This is a genomic window from Natrinema sp. CRL1 (assembly GCF_059162405.1).
In genome coordinates this window covers 500,008-525,683 of record NZ_JBLVOY010000003.1, presented here as the reverse complement: position 1 = coordinate 525,683, position 25,676 = coordinate 500,008, and the positions used below count along the sequence as shown (strand labels likewise).

At 66.2% G+C, this 25,676-nt stretch carries 27 protein-coding genes; 13 read left to right on the top strand and 14 right to left on the bottom strand.

The window, feature by feature from the left end; all coding sequences use genetic code 11:
• The first annotated feature begins 112 nt into the window (after window positions 1-112).
• Together ACJYUO_RS13450 and ACJYUO_RS13445 are read left to right on the top strand one after the other, a co-directional pair.
• The gene (locus tag ACJYUO_RS13450; protein ID WP_494345866.1) at window positions 113-1,117 is read left to right on the top strand and encodes a 5-methyltetrahydropteroyltriglutamate--homocysteine methyltransferase; all 1,005 of its coding nucleotides are present in this window, start codon (window positions 113-115) and stop codon (window positions 1,115-1,117) included.
• The gene (locus ACJYUO_RS13445; protein WP_494345865.1) at window positions 1,114-2,190 is read left to right on the top strand and encodes a methionine synthase; all 1,077 of its coding nucleotides are present in this window, start codon (window positions 1,114-1,116) and stop codon (window positions 2,188-2,190) included. Before ACJYUO_RS13450 ends, ACJYUO_RS13445 begins: the two co-directional genes overlap by 4 nt.
• Window positions 2,191-2,308: 118 nt before the next feature.
• Here ACJYUO_RS13445 and ACJYUO_RS13440 read toward each other — a convergent pair whose 3' ends face one another.
• Window positions 2,309-2,905, bottom strand: coding sequence for a hypothetical protein (locus ACJYUO_RS13440; protein WP_494345864.1), 597 nt, complete (start codon window positions 2,903-2,905; stop codon window positions 2,309-2,311).
• A 188-nt stretch (window positions 2,906-3,093) separates the two neighbouring features.
• Here ACJYUO_RS13440 and ACJYUO_RS13435 point away from each other — a divergent pair, with 188 nt between their 5' ends.
• The 3 genes from ACJYUO_RS13435 (at window position 3,094) to ACJYUO_RS13425 (ending at window position 7,936) form a co-directional block, all read left to right on the top strand.
• Complete coding sequence (locus ACJYUO_RS13435) at window positions 3,094-5,658, top strand: beta-glucosidase family protein (RefSeq protein WP_494345863.1); 2,565 nt, start codon at window positions 3,094-3,096, stop codon at window positions 5,656-5,658.
• 93 nt (window positions 5,659-5,751) lie between these two features.
• A complete protein-coding gene (locus ACJYUO_RS13430) occupies window positions 5,752-6,876 on the top strand; it encodes a Gfo/Idh/MocA family protein (protein WP_494345862.1) in 1,125 nt (374 codons plus the stop codon).
• Between the two features lie 55 nt (window positions 6,877-6,931).
• On the top strand, window positions 6,932-7,936 hold the full coding sequence (locus ACJYUO_RS13425; protein ID WP_494345861.1) for a zinc-binding dehydrogenase: 1,005 nt from the start codon (window positions 6,932-6,934) through the stop codon (window positions 7,934-7,936).
• Window positions 7,937-8,115: 179 nt separating this feature from the next.
• Here ACJYUO_RS13425 and ACJYUO_RS13420 read toward each other — a convergent pair whose 3' ends face one another.
• Window positions 8,116-8,364, bottom strand: coding sequence for a hypothetical protein (locus ACJYUO_RS13420; protein WP_494345860.1), 249 nt, complete (start codon window positions 8,362-8,364; stop codon window positions 8,116-8,118).
• 126 nt (window positions 8,365-8,490) lie between these two features.
• On the opposite strand from ACJYUO_RS13420, the gene ACJYUO_RS13415 reads away from it, so the two are divergent.
• The 3 genes from ACJYUO_RS13415 (at window position 8,491) to ACJYUO_RS13405 (ending at window position 11,230) form a co-directional block, all read left to right on the top strand.
• On the top strand, window positions 8,491-9,723 hold the full coding sequence (locus ACJYUO_RS13415) for an HD domain-containing protein (protein WP_494345859.1): 1,233 nt from the start codon (window positions 8,491-8,493) through the stop codon (window positions 9,721-9,723).
• A gap of 135 nt (window positions 9,724-9,858) precedes the next feature.
• A complete protein-coding gene (locus tag ACJYUO_RS13410; RefSeq protein ID WP_494345858.1) occupies window positions 9,859-10,068 on the top strand; it encodes a hypothetical protein in 210 nt (69 codons plus the stop codon).
• A 142-nt stretch (window positions 10,069-10,210) separates the two neighbouring features.
• Window positions 10,211-11,230: an amidohydrolase family protein gene (locus ACJYUO_RS13405; protein WP_494345857.1), complete on the top strand. Its 1,020-nt coding sequence runs from the start codon at window positions 10,211-10,213 to the stop codon at window positions 11,228-11,230.
• A 38-nt stretch (window positions 11,231-11,268) separates the two neighbouring features.
• Here the strand turns inward: ACJYUO_RS13405 and ACJYUO_RS13400 are convergent, their stop codons facing one another.
• The 4 genes from ACJYUO_RS13400 to ACJYUO_RS13385 form a co-directional block, all read right to left on the bottom strand.
• Window positions 11,269-11,769, bottom strand: coding sequence for a gamma carbonic anhydrase family protein (locus ACJYUO_RS13400; protein WP_494345856.1), 501 nt, complete (start codon window positions 11,767-11,769; stop codon window positions 11,269-11,271).
• 270 nt (window positions 11,770-12,039) lie between these two features.
• Window positions 12,040-12,324 (bottom strand): DUF3006 family protein, encoded by a 285-nt coding sequence (locus ACJYUO_RS13395; protein WP_494345855.1) that lies wholly within the window; start codon window positions 12,322-12,324, stop codon window positions 12,040-12,042.
• 4 nt (window positions 12,325-12,328) lie between these two features.
• Entirely contained in the window at window positions 12,329-13,393 is a 1,065-nt protein-coding gene (locus tag ACJYUO_RS13390) for a ComEC/Rec2 family competence protein (RefSeq protein WP_494345854.1), read from the bottom strand.
• A 159-nt stretch (window positions 13,394-13,552) separates the two neighbouring features.
• A complete protein-coding gene (locus ACJYUO_RS13385; protein WP_494345853.1) occupies window positions 13,553-13,948 on the bottom strand; it encodes an OsmC family protein in 396 nt (131 codons plus the stop codon).
• Window positions 13,949-14,141: 193 nt separating this feature from the next.
• Between ACJYUO_RS13385 and ACJYUO_RS13380 the strand changes: the two genes are divergently transcribed.
• Together ACJYUO_RS13380 and ACJYUO_RS13375 are read left to right on the top strand one after the other, a co-directional pair.
• Window positions 14,142-14,336: a hypothetical protein gene (locus tag ACJYUO_RS13380; RefSeq protein WP_494345995.1), complete on the top strand. Its 195-nt coding sequence runs from the start codon at window positions 14,142-14,144 to the stop codon at window positions 14,334-14,336.
• A gap of 9 nt (window positions 14,337-14,345) precedes the next feature.
• Complete coding sequence (locus ACJYUO_RS13375; protein WP_494345852.1) at window positions 14,346-14,933, top strand: metal-dependent hydrolase; 588 nt, start codon at window positions 14,346-14,348, stop codon at window positions 14,931-14,933.
• Window positions 14,934-15,010: 77 nt separating this feature from the next.
• On the opposite strand, the gene ACJYUO_RS13370 is transcribed toward ACJYUO_RS13375, so the two are convergent.
• Entirely contained in the window at window positions 15,011-15,739 is a 729-nt protein-coding gene (locus ACJYUO_RS13370) for a metal-dependent hydrolase (RefSeq protein WP_494345851.1), read from the bottom strand.
• Window positions 15,740-16,107: 368 nt separating this feature from the next.
• On the opposite strand from ACJYUO_RS13370, the gene ACJYUO_RS13365 reads away from it, so the two are divergent.
• From ACJYUO_RS13365 to ACJYUO_RS13355, 3 genes are all read left to right on the top strand, one after another.
• The gene (locus ACJYUO_RS13365) at window positions 16,108-16,371 is read left to right on the top strand and encodes a hypothetical protein (protein ID WP_006431573.1); all 264 of its coding nucleotides are present in this window, start codon (window positions 16,108-16,110) and stop codon (window positions 16,369-16,371) included.
• A gap of 90 nt (window positions 16,372-16,461) precedes the next feature.
• A complete protein-coding gene (locus ACJYUO_RS13360; RefSeq protein WP_494345850.1) occupies window positions 16,462-18,663 on the top strand; it encodes a DHH family phosphoesterase in 2,202 nt (733 codons plus the stop codon).
• Window positions 18,664-18,845: 182 nt separating this feature from the next.
• Complete coding sequence (locus ACJYUO_RS13355) at window positions 18,846-19,349, top strand: SHOCT domain-containing protein (RefSeq protein WP_494345849.1); 504 nt, start codon at window positions 18,846-18,848, stop codon at window positions 19,347-19,349.
• On the opposite strand, the gene mnhG is transcribed toward ACJYUO_RS13355, so the two are convergent.
• The 7 genes from mnhG to mbhE are packed head-to-tail and all read right to left on the bottom strand — an operon-like array spanning window position 19,350 to window position 25,611.
• Complete coding sequence (gene mnhG, locus ACJYUO_RS13350) at window positions 19,350-19,724, bottom strand: monovalent cation/H(+) antiporter subunit G (RefSeq protein WP_494345848.1); 375 nt, start codon at window positions 19,722-19,724, stop codon at window positions 19,350-19,352. It abuts the gene before it with no gap.
• Complete coding sequence (locus ACJYUO_RS13345; protein WP_006431577.1) at window positions 19,721-20,011, bottom strand: MrpF/PhaF family protein; 291 nt, start codon at window positions 20,009-20,011, stop codon at window positions 19,721-19,723. The genes mnhG and ACJYUO_RS13345 overlap by 4 nt, the downstream gene beginning before the upstream one ends.
• Complete coding sequence (locus tag ACJYUO_RS13340; RefSeq protein ID WP_494345847.1) at window positions 20,004-20,609, bottom strand: Na+/H+ antiporter subunit E; 606 nt, start codon at window positions 20,607-20,609, stop codon at window positions 20,004-20,006. The genes ACJYUO_RS13345 and ACJYUO_RS13340 overlap by 8 nt, the downstream gene beginning before the upstream one ends.
• The gene (locus tag ACJYUO_RS13335) at window positions 20,609-22,258 is read right to left on the bottom strand and encodes a complex I subunit 5 family protein (protein WP_494345846.1); all 1,650 of its coding nucleotides are present in this window, start codon (window positions 22,256-22,258) and stop codon (window positions 20,609-20,611) included. The genes ACJYUO_RS13340 and ACJYUO_RS13335 overlap by 1 nt, the downstream gene beginning before the upstream one ends.
• Before the next feature lie 46 nt (window positions 22,259-22,304).
• Window positions 22,305-22,661: a sodium:proton antiporter gene (locus tag ACJYUO_RS13330; protein ID WP_494345845.1), complete on the bottom strand. Its 357-nt coding sequence runs from the start codon at window positions 22,659-22,661 to the stop codon at window positions 22,305-22,307.
• On the bottom strand, window positions 22,658-23,122 hold the full coding sequence (locus tag ACJYUO_RS13325) for an MnhB domain-containing protein (RefSeq protein ID WP_494345844.1): 465 nt from the start codon (window positions 23,120-23,122) through the stop codon (window positions 22,658-22,660). Before ACJYUO_RS13325 ends, ACJYUO_RS13330 begins: the two co-directional genes overlap by 4 nt.
• A complete protein-coding gene (gene mbhE / locus ACJYUO_RS13320) occupies window positions 23,119-25,611 on the bottom strand; it encodes a hydrogen gas-evolving membrane-bound hydrogenase subunit E (protein WP_494345843.1) in 2,493 nt (830 codons plus the stop codon). The genes ACJYUO_RS13325 and mbhE overlap by 4 nt, the downstream gene beginning before the upstream one ends.
• Window positions 25,612-25,676: the final 65 nt, after the last annotated feature.

Sequence of the window (25,676 nt, the reverse complement as noted above, 5' to 3'; positions counted from 1 at the left end):
CACATCCATCTCGAAGCCCAGCCCAGAAATCGGCTGAAAGTCGGAGAATAACTCCGATGCATTAGTTTGGATGGAAAATATTAAGCGTCGGTATAGCCTAGCCGGGAGTACGATGACTGAGTACGTTTCGACCACGCCGGGGCTGTATCCGCTCCCGGACTGGGCGAAAGACGACCTTTCGGATCTGAAAGGACACCAGAAACACGACCTCATCAGCGGCGACGAGGACGAGGCGATCACCGCGGCCTACGAGGAGGCCCGCGACGAAGTGATCGGCGTCCAGCAAGACGCCGGCCTCGACCGCGTCGTCGAGGGGCAACTGCGCTGGGACGACATGCTCGCCCACCCGCTCGCGGTCGCCGACGCCGTCGAAACGCGCGGGATCGTCCGCTACTACGACAACAACAACTTCTACCGAGAGCCGGTCGTCCAGGACGACCTCGAGCCCACCGGTGATATCGCAGCGGAACTCGAGGCGACCGCGGAACTGGCCGCTGGCGACGACTTGCAGGCGGTCCTTCCCGGTCCGTACTCGCTTGCAGACCTCGCGACCGACGAACAGTACGGTGACGAGGCCGCGTTCCTCGACGCGATCGCCGACTTCCTCGAGGGCGAGGTCGACGCCTTCCCCGAGCACGAGACGCTGTTCCTGCTCGAACCCTCGTTGGTCGAGAACGCGCCCGACGACGGCCAAGACGAGCGCGCGAGCGAGGCGATCGATCAGATCGCGAGCGCGACCGACGCGGACGTGGTTGTCCAGCCCTACTGGGGCGCACTCGAGGAGAAGGTCTACGCGCACGTACTCGACGCCGACATCGACGCGGTCGGCTTCGACTTCGTCGCGAATCAGGACGACAACCTCTACAACATTCAGGAGTACGGCGCGCCCGACGACATCGCGCTCGGTCTCGCGGACGGGCAGAACACGCTCGTCGAGGATCCCGAAGCGATCCGCGATCGGGTCGAGTGGGTCGAAGGCCAACTCGGCGTCACCGAGTTCGAGACGATCTACCTGACGACGAACACCGAGACGTTCTACCTGCCCTACGGCAAGTACGTAGAGAAACTCGAGGTCCTTGCCGAAGCTGCGGACCTCGCGGAGGTGAAAGCAGCATGAGCACGAACGAGAACAAAGAGCAGTTCCGACCGCCCGAGCACGATTCCGACCACTTCCTGCTGACGACCGTCGTCGGCTCCTACCCCAAACCCAAGTGGCTCAACCGCGCGAAGGAACTCTACGAGGACGACGAGCACGGTTTCGACGCCGACGACTATCAGGAGGCCAAGGACGACGCCTCGCGGCTTATCACGAACGAACACGAGCGCGCCGGCTTAGACGTCGTCGTCGACGGCGAGATGCGGCGCAACGAGATGGTCGAGTTCTTCGCCCACCGCATCGACGGCTACGAGTTCAACGGCCCCGTCAAGGTCTGGGGACACAACTACTTCGACAAGCCAAGCGTCGTCAGCGAAGTCGAGTACGACGACAGTTGGCTCGTCGACGAGTACGAGTTCACCGCCGACGCCAGCAACCGACCGGTCAAGGTCCCGATCACGGGTCCCTACACCCTCGCGAACTGGTCCTTCAACGAGGCCTACGAGGACGACGACGAACTCACACTCGAGCTCGCAGACCTCGTCAACGAGGAAATCGAGAAGCTCGTCGACGCCGGCGCGCGCTACATCCAGATCGACGAGCCCGCGCTCGCGACCACGCCCGACGACCACGCCATCGTCGGCGAGGCCTTAGAGCGCATCGTCGCCGACCTCCCCGAGGAGGTCCGCATCGGCCTCCACGTCTGTTACGGCGACTACTCCCGAATCTACCCCGAGATCCTCGAGTTCCCGGTCGACGAGTTCGACCTCGAGCTCGCAAACGGCGACTACGACCAGCTCGACGTCTTCAAGGACCCCGAGTTCTCCAAGGATCTCGCGCTCGGCGTCTGTGACGCCCACGTCGCCGAGGTCGAGTCCGTCGAACAGATCGAGGAAAACATCAAGAAAGGCCTCGAGGTCGTGCCGCCGGAACAGCTCGTCGTCTCGCCGGACTGTGGCGTAAAGCTGCTGCCCCGCGAGGTCGCCTACGGCAAGATGGAAAACATGGTGCAGGCGGCCCGGAACGTCGAGGCCGACCTCGACGCGGGCACCATCGATATCGAGCGCGGTGCGCCGACGCCAGCCGACGACTGACGCTCTCCCGGTCGCGTGTTCGGTTTTCGCTTTTTTTGATCGTCGGTAGTGTGTCCTTCGTCCAGCACAACGCTCCTCGAGTCTCGACTCGCAGTCGACCCGGTCGATCCCGCCGGTATCAGAGAAGATCGATGCGTCCTGGGATTCCGCCACTCCTGACGACGATCGACCCGTCGCGGCGAACGATGATCCCGTAACTGAGCAGGGTACACTCGAACACCACGTCGTCATCCCGTCCGCCGTCGCTCCGGACCGACTCGTCGACGGCGAACGTGATCGACTCGAGACTCGAGGCGTCCGCCGGAAGCGCCGCGAACGTCTCCGACGGCACGTCTCGGATCTCTCCTTCGATGGTAAACGAGAGCACGTCGGGGCGCGGGTCGATCGAATCGGGTCCGCCGTCCGCGGACGACCGAAGGGCGTCGATCCCCTCTGCGAGCCCCTCCCGGTCCGGCGTCGCGACGCCGACATCGACGGTCTCGAGTCTGAGAGTTGCCGAGCCGGTCAGATCGAGTGCGACGGCGTCTGTGCCACCGCTCGACAGGGTCACGCGGATCGGATTCATCGTCGTTCCCGCGAATTCGCCGAGTACTGTCTCGGTCACGCTCAGATTCCCCTCCACCCTGAATTCGATCCCGTCGGGCGGTCGTGTTTCCACGATAACATCCGACAGCCGAATACTCTCCGCGTCGTCGAATCGGACTGTGTTGCTCATCGCTCCCTCAGTGAGCCTACGGTTCGAGCGGGGGAAACTGTACCGCCGAGACCCGGCGTGTACGGCGTAATCCACTGCGTACCCGTGTCTATCCGATTGCTACCCGTGGTGTGCCCGACATAGCTAGTTGTTACTCGCTAGATAGCTAGGAATTATTTATGCAGTACCGAGTTATGTTAGAAGTTTGCATGCCAAAGAGAAACGACCACGATGGCGTCGACGAATCGCGCAGAACGTTCATGAAGGCGACCGGGGCGGCGACGGCCGCGGCCGGACTCGGAACTACCGGTGTGGCGGCCGACGCCGGGAAGCGATCGACACGTCTCGAGGCCCTGATCGAGGCGATGACCCTCGAGCAGAAAGTCGGCCAGATGACCCAGGTCGCGATCGACGATCTCGGCGAGGGGTTCGGCCCCGAGACCGCGTTCAACGATCACGACGACGTAGACACGCTCGGCGGGTTGTTCTCCGAACTCCACGTCGGATCGATCCTCAACGGCGGTGCCACGGGACCGACCGCCGACGGCGAGGAGTTCGTCGAGGGACTCAACGGCCTTCAGGAGTACACCCTCGAAGTAAACAAGCCGGCGATCCCGTTCGTCTGGGGCTGTGACGCCCTTCACGGGAACTGCCTGCTCGATGGGTGTACGAGCTTCCCGCAGCGGCTCAACATGGGCGCGACGCGCGATATCGACCTCGTCGAGGCGGCGGCGACCCACACCGGCGACTCCGTCGCGGCGATCGGCGGCCACTGGAACTTCGGGCCGACCCTCGACGTCTTGCGGGACATGCGCTGGGGCCGCTACTTCGAGGGCCACAGCGAGGACGCGATGTTGCTCGGCGAAATGGGGAAGGCTCGCGCCCGCGGCTTCGAGGCCAACGGCCGGGTCGCCGCGACGGTCAAGCACTTCGCCGGCTACGGCACCCCGAACACCGGTTCCGACCGGACCCACGCTCGGACCTCGATGCGGGACCTGCGGACCCGCCAGTTCGAGCCCTATCGGCGCGGGCTCGAGGAGGCGGAGACGGTGATGGTCAACAGCGGCGCGGTCAACGGGAAGCCGGCCCACGCCTCCTCGTGGCTGCTGACGACGGTCCTGCGCGACCGGTTCGGCTTCGACGGGGTGGTCCTGACCGATTGGGACGACTTCGAGCGGATGATTTCCAACCACGAGTATCTGCCCGACACCGACGCGGGCTGGCGCGAGGCGGTCAGACGTGGTATCGAGGCCGGCATCGACATGCACATGTGCGGCGGCGAGACGGCACCGACCGAGTTCATCGACACCGTGATCGACCTCGTCGAGAGCGGCGACCTCTCCGAACAGCGCATCGACGAGTCGGTTCGTCGTATCCTCGAGCTCAAGGCCGAGCTCGGGCTGTTTGCGGACCCGCTCGCGCCGGAAGACGAGATCGACGAGATCGTCGGGGGCGCTGCCGACGTCTCCGAGCAACTCGCCAAGGAGTCGCTGGTCTTGCTGCAAAACGAGGACGACGCGCTCCCGCTCGAGGGTGTCGACGACCTGCTGCTGACCGGCCCCGGCGTCCGCGGGGGGACGGAAAACCGGTTCCTGATGCAACATGGCGGCTGGACACTCGGCTGGCAGGGAATCGAGGACGGCGACCTGACCCCGGACGGCCCGCGGCCGCGCCAGAATACGATCGAGGGCGAACTAGACGCCCGGCTCGGCGACGGGCTCACGCACGTCCCGACGGAGTACGTGCCGGCCGTCTACGAGAGCCTCTATGAAAACTTCGACAACGGCTTTTTCGACGTCACTGACGAGCAGGAAGCGGCGATCCGTGAGGCTGCACCGGGGTCCGACGCCGTCGTCATCGTCCTCGGCGAGGGGACGCACAACGAGGGCTTCGGCGACCGGGACAAGATGCGGTTCCTCGAGGCCCAGCGGGAACTCGTCGAACTCGTCGATAGCGAGACCGGCGACGACGTGCCGCTCGTCGGCGTAATCCTCGCCGGAAGCCCGCGTGGCACAGCGGAGACGTTCGAGCATCTCGATGCCGTGCTCTTCGCCGGCCAGCCGGGCAGCGATACCGGCGTCGCGATCGTCGACACGCTCTTCGGCGACTACAACCCCTCGGGAAAGCTCCCGTTCACGTGGGAGTCCCACGTCGGACACGTCCCTCAGATCTACGACGAGTATCCGCCGCGTCACCCCGACGGGGCGGGCGATCAAATGGTCCAGTTCGAGTTCGGCCACGGCCTCTCTTATACCGACTGGGCGTACACGGACCTCTCGCTGTCGACCGAGTCAGTGAAAAACCCCGCCTCGAGGCCGACCGTGACGGCTCACGTTACCGTCGAGAACGCCGGCGACACGGCCGGCGAGCACATCGTCGAGGTCTACAACACCGAGTCCGACGGCTCCGTACTCCAGCCCCACCGTCGCCTGATGGGCTTCGAACGGGTCGCCCTCGGGCCGGGCGAGCACGAGACCGTCGCCGTCGACCTCGATCTCTCGACGCTCGAGGTCGTTCCCGGCGACGTCCCCGGGTGGGCCCCGCGGGTCGTCGAGGCCGGCGAGTACGAACTGACCGCCGGCTCTGACTGGGGCGTGAACGCGAGCAACGAGGATGGCGGTGGCGGTGAGACGACGACGCTGACCGTCGGCAAAACGGCCTCCATCACCGATCCCGAGCCGACGCCCGGCCGCTACGATATCGACGGCGACGGGAACGAAGACTTCAGTGACGTGATGGAACTCCATCGACGGCTCAAACGCCGAGAGCGGTAACGGGCCATACCGTACCGGTATCCGTCGCGGGAACGCGACCGTCCCGCACCCGCTTCGACAACAACTAACTGTTGGCTCGGTGAACGAGCAGCCATGACCCTCGAGATCGGCGTTCTCGGCTATCGATTCATGGGGAAAGCACACGCGAACGCGATGGCGCGGCTGCCGATGTTCTTCCCGGACGCACCCGAAATCGAACGCAGCGTTCTCGTCGGCCGCGATGAAGACGCCTTGTCGGACGCCGCCGACCGACTCGGCTTCGAGTCGATCGCCACGGACTGGGCCGATGTCGTCGACGACGTGGACGTCTTCTACAACCTCGGCCCGAATCACGTCCACCGGGAGCCCTCGATCGCCGCGCTCGAGGCCGGAACGCCGGTTTTCTGCGAGAAGCCGCTCGCGCCGACGCTCGAGGAGGCCGACGTAATGGCCGAGACGGCCCGGAAGGCGGGCGACGACGTGCCAGCCGGCTGTGCGTTCAACTACCGGTTCGTGCCCGCGATCCAGTACGCAAAGCGGTTGCTCGAGGCGGGCGAACTCGGCGAGATTCGGCAGGTCCGCGGCCGATATCTGCAAGACTGGCTGGTCGACCCCGAGGCCCCGTGGTCGTGGCGCAACGACGAGGAGATGGCCGGCTCGGGCGCGCTGGGCGACCTCGGCTCGCACACGGTCGACCTCCTGCGATTCCTCGTCGGGGCCGACGACCTCGCGGGCGGGATCGAACGGGTCAGCGGCCACCTGCAGACGTTCGTCGACGAGCGCCCCGTAGAGGGCGGCGACGAAACCCGTCCCGTCACCGTCGACGACGCCTATACCGCCCAACTCGAGTTCGAGAACGGTGCCGTCGGCTCGCTCGAGGGGACGCGAGTCGCGGCGGGCCACAAGAACGATCACACGATCGAAATCCACGGCTCCGAGGGGAGCCTGAAATTCTCGCTCGAGCGGCTGAACGAACTCGAGGTGCTTCGGGACGGAAATCGGGGCTACGAGACGATTCTGGTCACTGACGAGGACGACCCCTACGTCGACCACTGGTGGCCACCGGGCCACGTGCTGGGCTGGGAGCACACGTTCATCCACGAGAACTACGAGTTCCTCAGCGCGGTCGCGAACGGGGACGCGTTCGAACCGAACTTCGACGACGGCCTCGCCGCCCAGCAGGTCCTCGACGCGATCGAGCGGAGCGACGAACAGGGCGAGTGGGTCGCCCTCGAGTAGGCCCATCGCCGGAGGCGTCGGATATTCCCGGCTGGCGACCCAACGACGACTCGCTATGGCTGCGGAGATGACTGCCTACGTTATCGAGGAGTACGGCGACCCGGATGTCTTTACGGCGACGACCCGCGAGGTTCCCGAGCCCGAGCCGAACGAGATCCGCGTCGCGGTCGCTGCGTCGAGTCTCAACCCCGTCGATTACAAGATCCGGCAGGGTGCGCTACCGGACTTTGCCCCCGAATTCCCGGCGACGCTTCACTGCGACGTGTCGGGCGTCGTCGACGCCGTCGGAGCAAACGTCGACCGGTTCGAGGAGGGTGACGAGGTGTACGGCATGCCCGGCGGCGCGGGCCGGCAGGGAAGCCTCGCCGACTTCGTCGTCGGCCACGCCGGCACGTTCGCGCACGCACCGGACTCGATCCCGCTCGAGGAGAGCGCCGCCCTCCCGGTCGTCGCGCTCACGGCGTGGGAGCTCCTCGCCGACAAGACGAGCGTCGACATCGACGAGGAGGTACTCGTCTACGGTGCCAGCGGCGGCGTTGGCCACATCGCGGTCCAATTGGCCCGCTGGTTCGGCGCGGATGTCACCGCGACGGGCTCGAGCGCGGAGAAACGCGATCTCGCGGAGCGACTCGGTGCCGATGCGACCGTCGACTACACCGAGACCGACATCGAGGCGTACGTCGACGAACATGCCTCCGGGGCCGGCTTCGACACCGTCGTCGACCCGATCGGAGACGACCACCTCGAGACGGCCTTCGACGCGGTCCGGCCCTACGGCACCGTCGTGACGACCGAGTCGAGCGCGGCCCAGGAACTCGACCTCGGCCCGATGCACGCGAACTCCCTCGAGCTCGGCGTCGTACTCGTTATCTTGCCCGTGTTGCTTGGCGACCGGCAGGAGCGTATCGGCGAGGAACTCGCCGACATCGCGGCACTCGTCGACGACGGGGCGGTCGAACCGCATATCGACGAACGATTCGCCTTCGACGACGTTGCGGAAGCGCACCGCCGCGGCGAGGCCGGTGATTTCCTCGGGAAGCTGCTGCTCGTCAACGAGTGAGCGGCGACTGTCGTAGCCGCTGACTGGGTTTACACACCGACCGAAACGCCGTCCGTCGGTCTGGTATGCAGCGATTGGCAGTGGCTACGGTAGCGCAGTGACTCGCGGCGGTCGGCCGATCGGCCTGTATTGATTCGAGGCCGCGTAGTTGGCTCCCTTATCGTGAGACTGCCCGAGCGCTACGTCGATTCGATTTTCCCGACCGTGTGAATCTCGTCGTAACGTACGCTGCCCTCGTCGAGCGGTTTGCCGTCGATCTCGAGGTAGCCGGGTTCGAAACTCGTCAGTTCGCCGGTGACATCGGTTTCGTGGTCTTCGGTCCGTTCCTCGCTGCGGACCTCGACGATATCGCCGATCTCGAGGTGTTCTCGGATGAGGGCTTTCCGCCGGTCCGCGTCGGTATCGGGTGAAATCTCTAGATCGGTCATCGTGTGTCGACGGTCCACGGCCACGCGGGTAGTAGTTGAGCCGGTATTCGCAACTCGCGGTCGTCGATCGAGCGGGCCGCCGCGCTCGGACGACCGTTTTTGTACGAACGGGCCGAAACGCGACCGATGAAGATCGTCAAGGACAGCGTCCACGACCACATTCAGGTCGACGGCGTCGCCCGCGACCTCCTCGACACGCCGGAACTGCAGCGACTCCGGCGAATCAGCCAACTCGGGACCGTCTCGCTGGTCTATCCCTCAGCCAATCACACCCGCTTCGAGCACAGCCTCGGCGTTTACCACCTCGCTTGCGAGGCCCTCGAGCAACTCGGCGTCGAGGGGCGGCAGGCAGAGCGGGTCCACGCTGCGGCCATGCTCCACGACGTCGGCCACGGGCCGTTCAGTCACAACATCGAGGCGCTCACGTACCGCCGGACGGGCCGCTACCACGACGACGTCCACGACCTGCTCGCGGACGGGGCGGTCGGGGGCGTGTTGAGAGAGCACGATTTAAAACCCGAAACGGTCGCGGATCTGGTCGCCGGCGAGGGCCGGTTCGGCCAGCTGGTCTCGGGCGAACTCGACGTCGATCGGATGGACTATCTGGTCCGGGACGCCCACCACACCGGGGTTCCCTACGGGACGATCGATCACGGACGGCTCGTCCGCGAACTCACCTTCGCGAACGGCGAACTCGTCCTCGACGAGGGGAACGTCCAGACCGCCGAGAGCCTGCTGGTCGCGCGGGCGCTGATGAACCCGACGGTCTACAGCCACAGCGTCGCCCGGATCAGCAAGGCGATGCTCCGGCGGGCGAGCGAACGGCTACTGGACGCTCCTACCACGGATATCGACGCCGAGACCCTCCAGCGGATGGACGACTACGATCTGACCGTCGCCCTGCGCTCGTGTGACGAAACGGCGGCGTTCTGCCGGCGACTGGACCAGCGCGATCTGTTCAAGCGGGCCGTGTGGGCCGAAATCGACGACGTGCCGGGCGGGATAATCGAGGCCGACCACGAGACGATCCGCGAGTTCGAACGGGAGATCAGCGACCGGGCCGGCGTCGATCCGGACCACGTCATCCTCGACGTGCCGAGTCGGCCGTCGATGACGGAGTCCACGACGCGCGTGATGGTCAACGGCGAGATCCGTCAACTGGGCCAGCAGTCGCCGCTGGTCGAGGCGCTGCGCGCGGCCCAGTACTCGCAGTGGCGGCTCGGGGTCTACTCGCCGCCGGACCTGCGCGACCGGATCGGCCGGGCCGCGGTCGACGTGCTCGGGCTCGATATCGACGGCGCGCTGGTCAGCGAGGTCCGAGACGGGCTGGATACGACGCTGGACCAGTTCGTCGACTAGCGAGACCGACGCGGCTACTGCGACCAGCGGCCGTCTATCAGTCGTATCGGTCACATCGACTGCATCGCCTGCGGACGACCGAGGTAGCCAATTCAGGGTCGCGGCTTATCCCCCGTCGGCGGAGAGTACTCGGTGATGAGCATATTTGTCAGTCGCCTGTCCGTACTCCTCGTCGTCGCGACCGCTATCGCCGTAGCACTGGTCGGCTGGGCCGGTGGTTTCCTCGCGATCGAATCGCTCGAGCGGTCGGAGTCGGCCGTCGTCGTCGGCCTCGCCTTGCTCGTCGTCTCCGGACTGCTTGCTATGCTGTATGAACCGCTCGAGATAGACGACGAATCGAACTGACGCCGACGCTGGCTGCCAGTTGCCCGCTGTCCGCCTTCGTCGCCTGTCGCTCACCTTCTCGGCTGCCCGCTGTCTACCGTCCGCTGGTCCGCCGTCGACGCCACCCCGAATCGTTGAAGGCGGTGACTGCAAACTACCTCGTATGGAACGAACGGGAACGATCCTTCGCGGCCGCGAGTTCGAACCCGTCGAGGGTCGGGTCGTCGTCGGCGACGACGGCCGCATCGAGGCCATCGAGGAAACGGCGGTCGAAAGCGACGACATCATTCTCCCGGCCTTTGTCAACGCCCACACCCACATCGGCGACTCGATCGCCAAGGAGGCCGGCGGCGGCCTCTCGCTCGAGGAACTGGTCGCCCCGCCCAACGGGCTGAAACACCGGTTGCTCCGGGACGCTGCCCGCGAGGAACTCGTGACCGCCATGGAGCAGTCGCTACGATTCATGCAGCAGGCCGGCACCGCCGCCTGTCTAGATTTCCGCGAGGGCGACGTGGCGGGGGTTCGGATGCTCGAGGACGCCGCGGACGGACTCGATATCGACGCGCTGTCGTTCGCCCGCGGCTCTGTCGACGCGATGCGCGCCGGCGACGGCTACGGCGCGAGCGGCGCGAACGACGACAGCTTCGACCGGGAGCGGGCGGCGACTCGCGAGGCCGGCAAGCCCTTCGGCATCCACGCCGGCGAGGTCGACGAGACCGACATCGACCCGGCTCTGGACCTCGAGCCGGAGTTTCTGGTCCACATGGTCCACCCCGAACCGAGCCACCTCGAGCGGGTCGCCGAGCAGGAGGTCCCGATCGTCGTCTGCCCGCGCTCGAACCTCGTCACCGACGTGGGGCTCTCGCCGTACGCGGACCTCCACGAGCGGACGACGCTCGCGCTCGGAACGGACAACGTGATGCTCAACTCGCCGTCGATGTTCCGCGAGATGGAGTTCCTCGCGAAACTCTCCGACCTCCCGGCGGCCGAAATCCTCCGCATGGCGACGATCAACGGGGCCGAAATCGCCGACCTCGAGTACGGCCTGCTCGAACCCGGCCGGGAGGCCAGACTGCTGGTGCTCGACGGCGATTCGGACAACCTCGTCGGCGCGCGGGACCCGGTTCGGGCGGTGGTCCGGCGAGCGGGTGTCGACGACGTTCGCGAGGTCATTTACGGCTAGCGCGACCCAGAGCGCAAGCGGCCGAACCGGCAGCGGCCTCAATCGAGTCGCTCGGACGTTTCCGCGTGCGCCCTCGCGAGTTCGACGTACCGGTCAGCCGTCGCCTCGAGCCCCGGATCGTCGATCTCCGTTTTCGGCTCGGCGGGCGCGCCGGCGACGAGCGTCGATGCGGGAATCTCGGTGTCTTCGGTGACGACGCTACCGGCGGCGACGACCGCCCCCTCGCCGACGTGAGCGCCGTCGAGGACGACCGCGTTCATCCCGACCAGCGCGCGCTCGGCGACGGTCGCGTCGTGGACGATGGCGCTGTGGCCCACCGTCGAGTAGGGCGCGAGTTCGGCGTCCTCGTGGAGGACGGCGTTGTCCTGGACGTTTGCTCCCTCGCCGACGACGATCCGGCCGTGATCGCCGCGTAGCGTGGTGTTGGGCCAGACGCTGGCCTCGTCCTCGATAATGACGTCGCCGATGACGACCGCGGCGTCGTCGACGTACGCGGAGTCGGCGACCCGCGGTTCGATCCCGTCGAACGATCGTAGCATAGCCGTTCCTGTCTCGAGAACCGTCTTGAAACTGCCCATCGGGATCGGCGGTGGTCGCACGAACTGATCGCTACGTCGGTCGTTTCCCGGACCGAACGAACTGTACGAACTGATTCCGTTCTAAAACCAATACAGTTTGGCATCACGGCTAATGCGCGGTCCGTGAAAAACGATACATGGCGGCATGCTGCCGTCCAGACGGACAGCGCCTGCCGCCGTGTCATCCCCCCGAACCACCCACGGTTCGGACTCCCCTTTCGTTTCTCTGCCCTACCCCTCCCGATCGGCGTCGGACAATCGCTCCGAGAGTCGGTCGAACCGTTCCCGCGCCGACTCTCGACGCTCTCGTTCCGCATCCTCGCGATACGTAGCCTCGAGTACCGTCTCCTCGTCGACGATTACCTCAAAAACGGCCCCCTCGTGTCGGCCGTCCGCCGGCAGGCGCTCGGCATCGACGAGGCGCTCGTCGACCGCGTCGCCGTCGTCCTCGAGCAGGAGGACCGCCGTCTCCCCGTCGACGATCCGATCGAGGACTGCAGTATAGCGCTCGCTCATGGTATCACCCTGCGGTACGCGTGCCAGCGCCATCAATCGCCGGTCGTTCACTACCGATCGTCGGTTGCAGACCGTCACCCGCCGCTCGCGGCTCGACGGTCTGAGGTGGGTCGAGCGACGACTGTGCGTCCCGTTTCCGCTCGAGCAACGCTTCCGGATCGGTTGGTGCGTCGCGTTCCGTCTCGACCGACGCGTCGGTACCGTCGCTCGTCAGGACGATATCGCCGTGGACGCCGGTCCAGTAGGTCTCGATCCCGCGGTCGGCGAAGGCCTGCAGGACCTCGTCGTGGGGGTGGCCGTACCGGGAGTCGAGCGCGCTCGAGATGATCGCCGTCTCCGGATCGACCGCCTCGAGGAACGGGCCGCTCGAGGAGGTCGACGAGCCGTGGTGGCCCGCCTGATAGGCGTCGGCGGCGAGGGTTTCGCCGTGGTCCTCGACCAATCGGCGTTCGGTGCTCGCCTCGATATCGCCGGTCGTCAGGTACGAGAACTCGCCGAACGAAAGCGAGAGGACGACGCCGTTGGCATCGACGCTGTCGCCCTCTCGGTCCTCGGGCGGATTCAGAACGGTTGCCTCGAGGTCACTCTCCTCGAGCGGCAGCGTATCGCCCGCCGCGACTTCGAACAGTCGGACATCGTACTCTTCGATCGTATCGAGGTAGTTGTCGTAGGTCGCGGTCGTGTGGGGCACGCCGGAGTCGTAGGCCGCGCCAACGCCGTCGCCCTCCTCCTCGAGATATTCGATGACCGCGGGGTGGCCGCCGATGTGGTCGGCGTGGCCGTGGGTCGCCACGAGGTGATCGACGCGGTCAATGTCGTGGGCTCGGAGATAGTCGATGACTGCCTGCCCGTCGTCGCGGTAGTCACCCGTATCGATCAAGATCGTCTCGTCCGCGGGGGTGACCACGAGCGTCGAATCGGCTTGTCCGGCGTCGATGTGGTGAATCTCGAGGTCGCCGCTGACATCGCTCGCCGGCCCGTCGCCCTCCTCGATACTGTCGATTCCACTGCTACAACCCGCGAGGACGAGCAGTCCCGCGACCGCCACGACCAGTACGCCTCGTCGCATTCGTGGTCCGGTCGACGGTCGCTGTGGATATGTGCGTTCGGACCTGCCAACAACTGTACTGTTCGGACAGAACCTATCACGGCTCTCGAGATCGAGTGTCAGAACGAAACATCGTAATCACGAACCGCGAATCGCAACTCGACTCGACGGCGGCCCCTCTCAGAAGGCGTCGCCCTCGAAGCTCGTCTCCGCGTGCAGGCTGTCTTTCAGCGCGTCGTGGACCTTGCAGAGTTCGAAGGCGCGTTCGATGATCTCCTCGCCGGTGTTGTCGTCGACGTCAGCTTCGACGCGGATATCGAACTGGATCGACTCGAGTTTGTCGTCGTCGTTGAGGTCGCCGTTCGCCTCGATTTCGATTCGCCCGAGGTCGTCGGCTCCGCGCTGCTGGCCACCGACGCGCAGTGCCGGCACGTAACAGGAGCCATAGGCCGCAAGCAGGGCCTCGAGCGTGTCGGGGGCCTCCTCGCCGTTGGCGTCGATCGTCGTCTCGAACTCCCGGATCTCGTTCGTCGCGCTGTACCCCTCCTCGGAGACGGTGGTGACTGCTTTCGCCATGCGCTCGAGACGTCCACGGGCGGTGCTGTAAACGTTTGGTGCCGATCGCTCCCGCGCGTCTGTGGCTCGGAACCCGCTCTCGAGGCCGTCTCTCCCGACCGAATACGGCCGTACTATGCGACGACTCGTCGACACCCTGCGTCTGCAGCGTGGCCCGACTTGGCGGTCGCGACACAACGGCTACGAACGGACGATGGCAACTCTCAACAGGAACTCGGCGAAGAAGCTCAGCATCGTGTCGACGGTACTCGACGCCGCGATGGCGTTCCGGCGCGGGCAGCGAAAGAGCGGTCTCCTCCTCCTCGTTGCGGCCGCGCTTTCCTCCCGCATCCCCGGCATTGGGACGGCCGTCTCGCTGTTCCTCAGAGTCGTTCGACGGCTCCGATAACTCGAGGCTATGGTCGACGTTACCGGGCATCTCGGGATAGCGCTGTTGTTTGCCGCACCGGCGTGGGCGGTCTGGGGCCGGCGCGGTGCGCTCGGATTCACGGCCTTCGCGCTGGCGACGGCGATGCTCCCCGATACCGATCTGGTGCTTCGACACGTGCTCCCGGTGACCCACCACGGGGTGACCCATACGATCCTGTTCGTCGTTGTGATAAGCGTTCTCGCTGGCATCGTCGCGGCCCGGTATCTCACTGACTGGTTCAACGCCAACCGCAGGATTCGAAGCTCCGAAATCGCGAGCGAGACCGTCTTCGTCTTCGCGACGGCGGGACTAACCGTGGGTAGCATCAGCCATCTCTTCGCTGATCTCCTCTCCGCACCCGATATCGCAGCGCCGCTCTCGCCGTTCTGGCCCGTCTATTCCGAACCGGTGATCATCGACGTGATCTACTACGATTCGCCGGTGTGGAACTTCGGCCTGTTCGCCGTCGCCATCGGTCTCCACGCGGTACTCGCCCGATACGAACGCTACCCGCTCGAGACTCGCTACCGGATCGGTACCGCTGCGGATTCCAACCGTCACGCGAGCGACGATTGATACCGAGCGCCCGACTTGTCTGCCCGCCGAAAAATAGCGCCGGCGATCGATCGTTTCCGTCTTCGACAGCGCTCCGATCAGGCCTCGAGTTCGAACGGCTCGTCGGCCTCGAGGACGTGAACGTCGGCGTCGCTACCCGTGCCGCGCACTTCGCTGGCGAAGTCTTCGGGATCCTGCTCGATCGGCGGGAAGGTGTCGTAGTGTTGCGGGAACGCGTGGTCGACGTCGAGCCAGTCGACGGCGATGGCTGCCTGCTGGGGACCCATCGTGAAGTGGTCGCCGATCGGGACGATCGCCGCGTCGGGCTCGAGATAGGGACCGATCACGTCTTTCATCTCGCTCATCAGGCTGGTGTCGCCGGCGTTGTAGATCGTCGTCGATTCCTCGTCTGCGACCTGGGTGGGTTTCGTATCGGAGATGACGAAGCCGGCCGGCATGCCGGCGCTCGTGTCGTTTTCCGTCATGATGCCGTTCGTGTGGTCGGCGCGGGTCATAGTGACGTAGGCGTCGCCGCACTCGACGGTGCCGCCGAGGTTCATCCCCATCCCGCCGACGGCGTCCTCGAAGCCGAACTCGTCCTCGCAATAGGAGACGAGTTCCGGGGTCGCGACCAGCGTCGCGTCGGAGAACTCCCCCGCGTGTGCGATGTGGTCAGCGTGGCCGTGTGTCAACAGGACGTAATCGGGTGTGTCGACGTCCGCCGGCTCGAGGTCGGTTTGTGGATTGTCGAAGAACGGATCGATCAGCAGCTCGGTCTCCCCCACGGTGACGTGCCACGTCGAGTGGCCGTACCAAGTAAGTTCCATAGCACCTGCGTGATTGGGGCGAATCCACCATAAAAGTGGGCGGGGCAACCGCCCGCTCCGTCTGCTCGCCGGCCGTGTTCGACCGTCCCCGTTGTCCGCAACGGCTGCTTGACGGCCGGCTGTGGATATGTACTATCACCAACGCTTATACGTCAGGTCCAGAAACGGGAGCATGCCGCAAGCGAACTGACACACCACGCATGCGGTCGGGAACGCCCCGTTTCGCCGCGATAGATCGCGGTCGTACTGTGACCGTTGCCGGAACCCCCGTGACCACCACTTGGCAATCCACCACTGCGTTCCGCCGGCAGCCACTGCCCGTGACGGCGATGCCGTGCCGTTTTTTACCCGGGGCCCGTACGCCGACTATGCTCGCACTCACGCTCGAGGAGTTTATGGTAGAGCTAAACGACGGCGCGATCAAGAACGTCGGCCCGAACAACAAGGCGGCGACTGTCAAGTTGTTCGACGTCGACAGCGCCGAGGCGCGGGAGTTCGGTGATAAACGCGTCAAACTCGTCTTCGAAGACGAGGACGACAACGAAATCCAAGTCTCGCTGTTCCCGGAGGACGTTCGGTCACTCGTCGACGATATCGAGTCGCTCGAGGAGGACTCGCCCGTTTTCGAGTGACGGCGGGGCGATATCGCCGTTCCGATCGCGGTTCCGTTCGCGGACGCATTTCGACAACCGTTTTAGGGCGAAACTGCTTGGTCCGAGTAGATGGGTAACTGTATCATCTGCGGCACACCCGTTGACGGCGAGATCTGTCAGAGCCACGAGGAGGATGCCCTTTTCGAATTTCGCGGCACTGCCGCCTCACAGCTCACTCCCGGCCGCTACTACCGGGGGACCGTCGACGGTTACGCCGACTTCGGTGTCTTCGTCGACATCGGAGACCACGTCACCGGCCTGTTGCATCGAAGCGAACTCGACCAGCGACTCGAAAGTCTCGACTGGGAACCGGGCGACGACGTCTACGTCCAAGTGCTCGACGTTCGGGACAACGGCAACGTCGACCTCGGCTGGTCGATCCGCCAGCGCGAACGCGAGTTCCGCGGCAAACTGATCGAGACGGCAGACGACGAGTTCCGACCCGAGGAGTTCGGGGACGACGCCGACGACTCGTCCGCTGAGACGTCCGACTCCGCCGGGGAGTCGACGACGGACTCCGACAGCGAGAGCGAGCAGGAACTCACCGACGACCGAGCCACGAAAGCCGGCAATTTGCAGGCGGCCGCCGAGGAGACCGAGCCCGACTCGGAGACGGACACCGTCGACGAGCAGCCCGCGGCCGCGGAAACCGCTGGCACCGTCACGAGCAGCGGCTCCGTCGCGACCGAGTCCGCCGCCGCCTCGACGCCCGCGACCGACGACGCCGCCGATTCTGAGCCGGAAGCCGAACCGGAACCCGCACTCAAACGAACGACCATCGAAGCCATCGAGAACCAGGTCGGCAGCGTCGTCCGCCTCGAGGGCGAGATCACCGGCGTCCGCCAGACCAGCGGCCCGACGGTCTTCGAACTGACCGACGAAACCGGCAGCGTCGAATGTGCGGCCTTCGAGGAAGCCGGCGTTCGCGCCTACCCCGAGGTCGAGGTCGACGACGTCGTCGCCCTCGAGGGCGAGGTCGAACACCACCATGGCGACCTGCAGGTCGAGACCGAATCCCTCGACGTTCTCGAGGATGAGGACCGTGAGACGGTCGTCGACCGGCTCGAAAGCGCGATCGAACGCGAGGCTCGACCGGCCGATGTCGCGCCGCTTGCCGACCACGAGGCAGTGGCAGCCGTCGAGGATAGTATTGCCGACGCGGCGACCGCGATTCGGCGGGCCGTCATGGAAGCGCGCCCCGTCGTCGTCCGCCACGGCGCGACCGCTGACGGCTACGTCGCCGGTGCCGCCATCGAGCGCGCCGTCCTCCCGCTGATCCGCGAGAAACACACCCGCGAGGATGCAGAGTACCACTACTTCGAGCGCCGCCCGCTCGACGGCCGCGTCTACGACATGGACGCCGCCACCAGCGACGTCACCTCGATGCTCGAGGCCCGCGAGCGACACGGCGAGCAACTGCCGCTCGTCGTCCTCGTCGACGCCGGCTCGACGATCGAGTCCGCCGACGGCTACGAGCTGCTCTCGCTGTACGACGCCGACGCGCTCGTCATCGACGACAGCCGAGCGGACGACGAGATCGCCGACGCAGTCGACGTCGCCGTCGCCCCGTCGATCGCCGGCGCTGACGTCACAGACGTCACCTCGACCGCGCTGGCGACCAACGTCGCCGCCCACGTCAACGACGACGTTCGCGACGACTTAGAGCACCTCCCCGCGGTCAGCTACTGGGAGAACACCCCCGCGGACTACCTCGAGCTCGCTACCGAGGCCGGCTACGACGAAACCGGCGTCTCCGAACGGCGCGAAGCCGTCGCGCTCGAGGCCTACTACCAGTCCTACAAGGACAAGCGCGAACTCATCATCGACCTGCTGTTCGACGACGACGGCGATCTGGCCGCCCACGTCTCCGAACAGTTCCGCGACAAACTCGAGACCGAACTCGAGACGGCGCGGGAGAACCTCTCCGTCCGCGGTGTCGACGGCGTTACCGTCTCCGTGCTCGACACGGACGCCTTCACGCACCGGTACAACTTCCCGACGACGATCCTGCTGCTGGATGCGCTCCACCGGACCGAGCGCGACCGAGCGGACCCGCCGTTCGTCACGCTCGGCGTCGGTGACGACGAACTCCACGTCCGCGCGACCGACCCCGTCAACGTCCGCGACCTCGGCGATGCGATCGCCGAAGCGGTCCCGAACGGCGGCGTCAGCGTCGTCGGCGGCCGCGACGGTCACGTCGAGTTCCTGCCCGGCGAACGCGACGCGGTTCGTGAAGCCGCACTCGAGGCGCTCGGCGAGACGCTCGCGTAAGACTCGCTCTTCCTCCGTCGTCCGCTGACCCCATAGCGGCGGCGCTCCCCGGGTCCGCGCTGATGGCATCGAGGCGCTCCCCCGTCGTGTGAGTGGGTCCACGCTATTGGCCGATCGAGAAGGAACGACCGCAAATACTTGACCCGATAACATATTTCCGGAGCCGAGCCGATGGCTTCCGTATGGATACTACCGAGGGGAGCGATCGCGGGCGGGGTGGGGACGATCCCCGGACCAGACTCCGCGAGAACGCGACTGGGATCGCGTCGCTGCTCGTGACCGGACTTTGGCTCGGCGGTTTGCTCGCCGATCAATCGTGGTGGCTCCCGGTGTTGGTCGTCGGATACGCCGCCGTCATCCCGCTGGTCGCGATCCTCTTCGGCGACGAGGACGACCGCCGAGAGTGGGTCGGTGACGACCCGGACGAGTCGGGGACGGTGACGGAATCGGACGCCGAGACGACCGCCGAACCCGCAGCCGACACACGTGACGCACTCGAGACCCTTCGCGAACGCTACGCCGCCGGCGAGTTGACCGACGAACAGTTCGAGCGTAAACTCGAGCGGTTGCTGGACACGGAGACGCTCGAGGACGCCGCGGACTGGTCTCGAGCACGGAAGAGGGATCACGAACGGGAACAGGATCGGGACCGAGACGGAACTCGAGAGCCGGAGTTCGAACGCTGATCAGTCGTCGGTCGGCTCGGCCTCGTCGGATCGCTCGGTGCGGTCGGGGCGCTCGACCGCCGACGGGTCGGGCCACGTGACGCTCCCGAGGAACGGAATCCCGATCCGCTCGGCGGCGCGGGCGATCATGTGCGAGCCGGTCGGCACCGTCAAGAAGAGGAAGACGATTCCGATGAGCGCGGTCAAACCCTCCGAACCGGGGCCGAACTCGACGAAGCCCGCGAGGAAGATCGCGGCAGTCCCGAGCGTCGTCGGCTTGCTCGTGGCGTGCATCCGGTTGTAGACGTTCGGCAGCCGCAAGAGACCGATCGTGCCGACGGTCAGGAAGAAGACGCCGACGACGATCAGCGCGACGCTGACGGCGGTCTGGATCATTCGATCACCTCGCCGTCGGTGACGAACTTGGCGACGGCGACGGTCGCGATAAAGCCGATGATCGCGAGCACGAGGCTCACCGTGATGAACAGGCCTCGGTCGGTCAGGAGCGCGAACAGGACCGCGATCGCGACGACGTTCGTGGCGATGGCGTCCAGCGCGACCACGCGGTCAGGGTTTGTCGGCCCGCGGATCACGCGGTAGCCACAGAGGACACAGAGCCCACTGACGAGAACCAACGCGGCCCGGATCGCCGTCTCGAGGACGGCGGGATCGCTCTCAGTCATCGTCGTCACCTCCGGGTTGGCCGCCCGTGGTACTGTCTCTTTCCCCGCCGGAGACGACGATCGGTCGCGGCTCGTCGTCGGGCGACGCGTCCTCGGCGAATATCTCGAGCGCGTAGTCTTCCCACGTGCGGATCGGTTCGGCGATCGCCTTGGGGTCGCGGCCGTTGACGCCGTGGACGTACAACGCGTTCGTCTCGTCGTCGTAGTCGAGGGTCACGGTCCCGGGCGTGATCGTGATGCTGTTTGCGATGACGGTGATCGCGAGATCTGATTCGACCCGAAGCGGGACCAGAATCACTTCGGGTTCGATCGGCATCCCTGGCGAGAGTACGCGGTAGGCGACGTCGATGTTGGCCCGCAGGAGCTCCCAGACGAACGCGCCGAGATAGAGCCCGGCGTAGGGAAGCGCCCGAACCCCACGCCCGATGTCGACGTACTTGCCGTACAGCCGCCGAAAGACGAAGGCGACCGGCAGGCCGACGAGCAGCCCCGCGAGCAGACCTCGGACGAGCGATATCGGCGTCAGGGGCATGCCGCGGACGAACACCCACAGCACGGCGAAGACGACGCCGATGACCGGCCACGTGCGGACCCGCATCAGTGCTCACCCCCGCTCGAGCCGAGCAGGTCGTCGGCCGCGTGCGGATCGACGGCGTCGACGTAGCCCTCGGTGTCGAGTGCCGCCTCCGCGGCCGTTTGCGCGAACTCGTAGACGGGCTCGAAGCCGATCCCGACGCCGACGATCGCCGTCGCGAGGACGACGAGGACGGCCACCTGTACGGGGTCGACCGTCGCCGCCTCCACGGCGGGCGTCCGGGCACCCCAGAAGCTCCGATTCCACAGGCGGGTCGCGTAGGCGATGGTCAACAGCGACCCGACGAGCAGGAGGACGATCGCGGGGCCGTTCCCCGCTCGAGCGGCGGCGTCGAAGACGAGGAACTTGCCGAAAAAGCCCGAGAGCGGCGGGATGCCGACGAGCGCGAGCGAGGCGATGAAGACGGAAATCGCCAGCGGCGGCGACCGGCGCGCGAGCCCGCCGAGGTCCTCGAGGCGGGTCGTTCCCGTCGCGGCCCTGACCGTCCCGACCGCGAGGAAGAGCAGCCCCTTCGCCAGCGTGTGGTTGAGCGCGAACACCAGTGCGGCGATGATGGCGAACCGGCGCAGTTCCGGGCTGGCTGTCGTCGCCGCGATCGCGACCGGGATCGCGATGAATCCGACCTGCCCGATGCTCGAGTAGGCGAAGACCCCTTCCATGGAGTCACGGCCGACGGCCCCGATGCCGCCGAGGAGGATGCTGGCGGTGGCCATGACGAACAGCGCCGCGCCGACGAACGGTAGCGGCGAGTCGCCCGCGATCGTCAGGCCTGCCAGCGGAACGGAGAGGTCGACGGCGACCTCCGCGCCGGCGAAGACGGTAAAGGAGAGCCGGATGATGGCGTAGATCCCGACCTTTTTCGTCGCGCCGGCGAGCAGGGCGGTGATCTGGGGCGGCGCGGCCCGGTAGGCGGTCGGGATCCAGAACTGGAAGGGCACCAGCCCGGCCTTGATCGCGAACACCGACAGGAGCAGACCGAGCAGGCCGACGACCGGCACCGGCTCGAGGCCGTAGGCCGCGGGGTCGGCGAGTCGCTGGGCCAGATCGGCCATGTTGAGCGTGCCGGTCGTCGCGTAGATGCCGCCGACGCCGAGCAGGAAGACGGCGCTGGCGAGCAGGTTGAGCGAGACGTACCAGAACGCGGCGCGGGTGTGCTGGGGACCGCCGCTGTAGGCGACGAAGACGTAACTCGCCATCAGCATCACCTCGAACCAGACGAAGAGGTTGAAGAGGTCGCCGGTGAGGAACGCGCCGGTGACGCCCAACGCGAGGAAGTGAAAGAGCGGGAAGTAGTAGCTGCGCCCCTCGCCGCCGGGGAGGTGTCTGGTCGAGAAGACCAGCGAGCAGACGCCGAGTATCGCGACCATGGTCAGCATGAACGCCGACAGCCCGTCGGCGACGAGCGTGATGCCGAAGGGGGCCGCCCAGTCGCCGACCTGATAGGTCGCGATTCCCGGCGCGTCCGGCGCGAGCACGATGTACCAGTCGATGGCGGCCACCGCAACCGCGTAGGCCGCGCCGCCGGCGAGGCTCACCGCGGCTCGAGCCCGGGGTCGACGGCCGAGCAGGAGCGAGCCGACGGCCGCGACCAGCACGATCAGCATCGGCGCGATCACGAGCTGTGATTCCGTGCCGACGGGCGGTGCGGTCATGGTCGATCACCCGATGCTGTGCTCATCGCCGTCGTTGGCTGCGCGTTCATCGTTCGCGATCACCGAGTTCCGAAACGTCGAGCGTGCCGTGTTCCTCGTAGACCCGATACGACAGGACGAGCGCGAACGCGGTCATGCCGAAGCCGATGACGATGGCGGTCAACACGAGCGCCTGCACCAGCGGGTCGGCGGTCGCCGGCACGTGATCGCCGTGGCCCGCGAGGACTGGCACCGAATCAGCGGTCGCCGGCGCGATGCCGCCCATCGCGAGCAGGTAGACGTTTGCGGCCTGACTGATGATCGCCAGCCCCCAGACGACTCGGACCAGATCCCGCCGCAGAAGCAGGAAGGTTCCGAGGGCAAAGAGCGCGCCGACCGCGGCCGCGAGGACGACCGCGGTCATTCGGCTCCCACCACCGAGAGGATCGTGAGCAGGCCACCGACGACCACGCAGTAGACGCCGAAGTCGAAGGCCAGCGCGCTCGCGACCTCGAGGTGGTCGTAGATCGGCACCCCCTCGAGCATGACGAACGTCTGCGTGAGGAACGGCTCGCCGAACACTAGCGGTCCGAGCCCGCTGGCGACCGCGATCGCGAAGCCGTAGGCGAACAGCCGGCGGTAGGCCACGACGACGCGGTCCCGCGAGGGTTCCTTGCCGGGGTCGACGTCGCGACCGAGGACCCCCCGCTCTAAGAAGTCCAGCCCGAAGGCCATGTAGATGATCGCGAAGGCCGTCACCGTGAGGACGCCGCCGATGAACCCGCCGCCGGGGAGGTTGTGGCCCTCGACGTACAGCGAGGTCGAGACGACGAGGACGATCGGGACGATCGCTCGAGCGGTCGTGCGCATGATGACGGTCGTCATTCGTTGCCACCTCCGGAGGTCGGGCTATCGCGCTGTGTTCCAGTTGGGTCGTCGTTTCTCGAGTCGTCTGCAGGCAGTTCGTCACCGGACGGAGTGTCGTCGTCGCCATCGTCGTGGTCTCGAGTGGCGGACCTGCCGCCCTCGCCGCGGCCGCGCATGACGATCAGCGTGAGGATCGAAATCGAGGCGAGCGCAACCACGGCGAGTTCGCCGAGCGTGTCGAAGCCGCGGAAATCGACGAGTGTCACGTTGACGATGTTCGTTCCGCCACCCTCCGGAACCGCTTGCTCGGCGTAGTAGCGGGCGATATCCGTCGGTCCGTTGGGACGTGCGCTCGTCGTGACCAGTACCGTGACGAACGCGGTCGCGCCGACGGCGACGGAGACGACGGCATCACGGACGCTCCGACCGACCTCGATCTGGTCGGACTCGGGGATTTCCTCGATCACGAGCAGGAAGATCACGAGTACGAGCGTTTCCACCACGAGCTGGGTCAACGCGAGGTCGGGCGCGCTCGCGAGGATGTAGAAGATGGCGACCATAAAGCCCAGGATCGAGAGGGTGAGGACGCCCGCGATGTGGGAGTCGGAAGTGACGACGGCCAAGCCGCCGATCACCGCGACGAGTAACACGAGCCCGATCGCGAGCGTGACCTCGAGGCCGAACGCGGCCGGCGCGATGGCACCCGCCGCGACGAACCCGGTGAGTGCGAGCGTACAGGTCGCTGCGAGCGTCCACGTCGCGTAGGTTCGCAGGAGACCGTTGTGAACGTACTCAGCGAAGGCTCGTCCCTCGTCGGAGAGGCCGTCGACGATCGTATCGTACCACCAGTTCGCGCCGATCGGCGGCACCGCCCGCGGGATCGCGCGGATGCCGTCGTGAAGCCGGCCGTAGGCCGGGAACGCGACGAGGCCGACGCCGATCGTGACCGCGCTCATCCCCACCGCGGGCGAGTACGATGTCGGGATGCCGACGTGCATCTCGTGTGGGTCGATCGCCGTCGCCTCGAGGCCGGATTGGATGATGGCACGGACGGCGAGTTCAGGGTCGACGCTGACGACGGCGGCGAGCAGCGCCAGCACGGCCGGCGGGATGAGCAGGGTGACGGGCGGGCGGTGGACGTGCCCGAGATCGGCGGGTCGCTCGCCGAAAAAGAGCGAGAGGAACTGCAGCGAGTAGAGGACGGTAAAGATGCTGCCGAAGACGGCGACGGCGGGGTAGAGCCAGCCCAACAGCCCGATATCGTGGTGGTGGCTCGCCTCGACGGCGGCCTCGAAGAGCAGTTCTTTCGAGTAGAAGCCGTTGAACGGCGGAATCCCGGCCATGCTGAGCGCGACGACGACGGTGATCGCCGCCGTCACCGGCAGGTCGTGGCGGAGCCCGCCGAGCTTGTCGATCTCCCGCGTCCCGGCTTCGTGGGCGACGATGCCGGCGACGAGGAACAGCGCGGCCTTGAACAGCGCGTGATTGAACAGGTGGAAGACGCCGGTCTCCGCGCCGTAGACGGAGGTAAATCCGAAGCCGGCGACCATCAGGCCCAGATGGCTCGCCGTCGAGTAGGCGAGCAGTTCCTTGATGTCCGTCGACGCGACGGCCATGATCGCACAGACGGTCATCGTCGTCAGCCCGAGCGTCGCGAAGAGAAACAGCCACTCCGGGCCGACGAGCATCGGGCGCACACGGCCGATGAAGTAGACACCGACTTTGACCATCGTCGCCGAATGGAGAAACGCCGAGACGGGCGTCGGAGCCGCCATCGCGTTCGGCAGCCAGAAGTGCAGCGGGACCTGTGCGGACTTCGTCCCCGCACCGATCGCGAGCAGCCCCAAGACCGGGAGGAACAGCCCTCGATCTCGAAGGGCCGCCGCCATCACGTCGGGCCGTTCCAGCATCGCGGACAGATCGAACGCCGAGGCCGGACCGATCACGTCGCCGGCGACGATCGACAGCAAGAGGAAGCCGACGAGCAGGAACAGTCCCCCGCCGACGGTGATGAGCATGGCCATGCGGGCGGCGTACTGCGAGGAGTCGTCGGCGGTGTAGTGGCCGATCAGGACGAACGAACAGAGGCTCGTGAGCTCCCAGAAGAGAAAGATCGCGATCAGGTCGGCGGCGAGTGCGACGCCGACAATCGACCCCATGAACGCCAGCAGGGCGGCATAGAACCTGACCAGCCCCGATTCGCCGTGCATGTACGCGGGCGAGTAAGTGAAGATGAGCGTCCCGATACCGCACGCCAGCAGCGCGAACAACAGCGCCCATCCGTCCACGTGAAATCGGAGCGCGATGTTCAACGAGGGGATCCACTCGAGCGCGACGGTTCCATCCTCTCCGTACTGGCTGGCGAGGAGTCCAAACGACGACAGCGCGACGAGGCTCCCCGCGAATCCCGTTCCCTCTCCGAGGACCCGAAAGAACAGTGGCGTCAGTGCTGCGGCGATAAACGGCAGCGCGACCGCGGCGACGACGATCGCCAGGTCGGGAGACATTCAGTACGCCGAGGGTAGGGCGAGACCATCCTTAAACAGTTACCTTTCGGTCGGTGCTGCCGTGT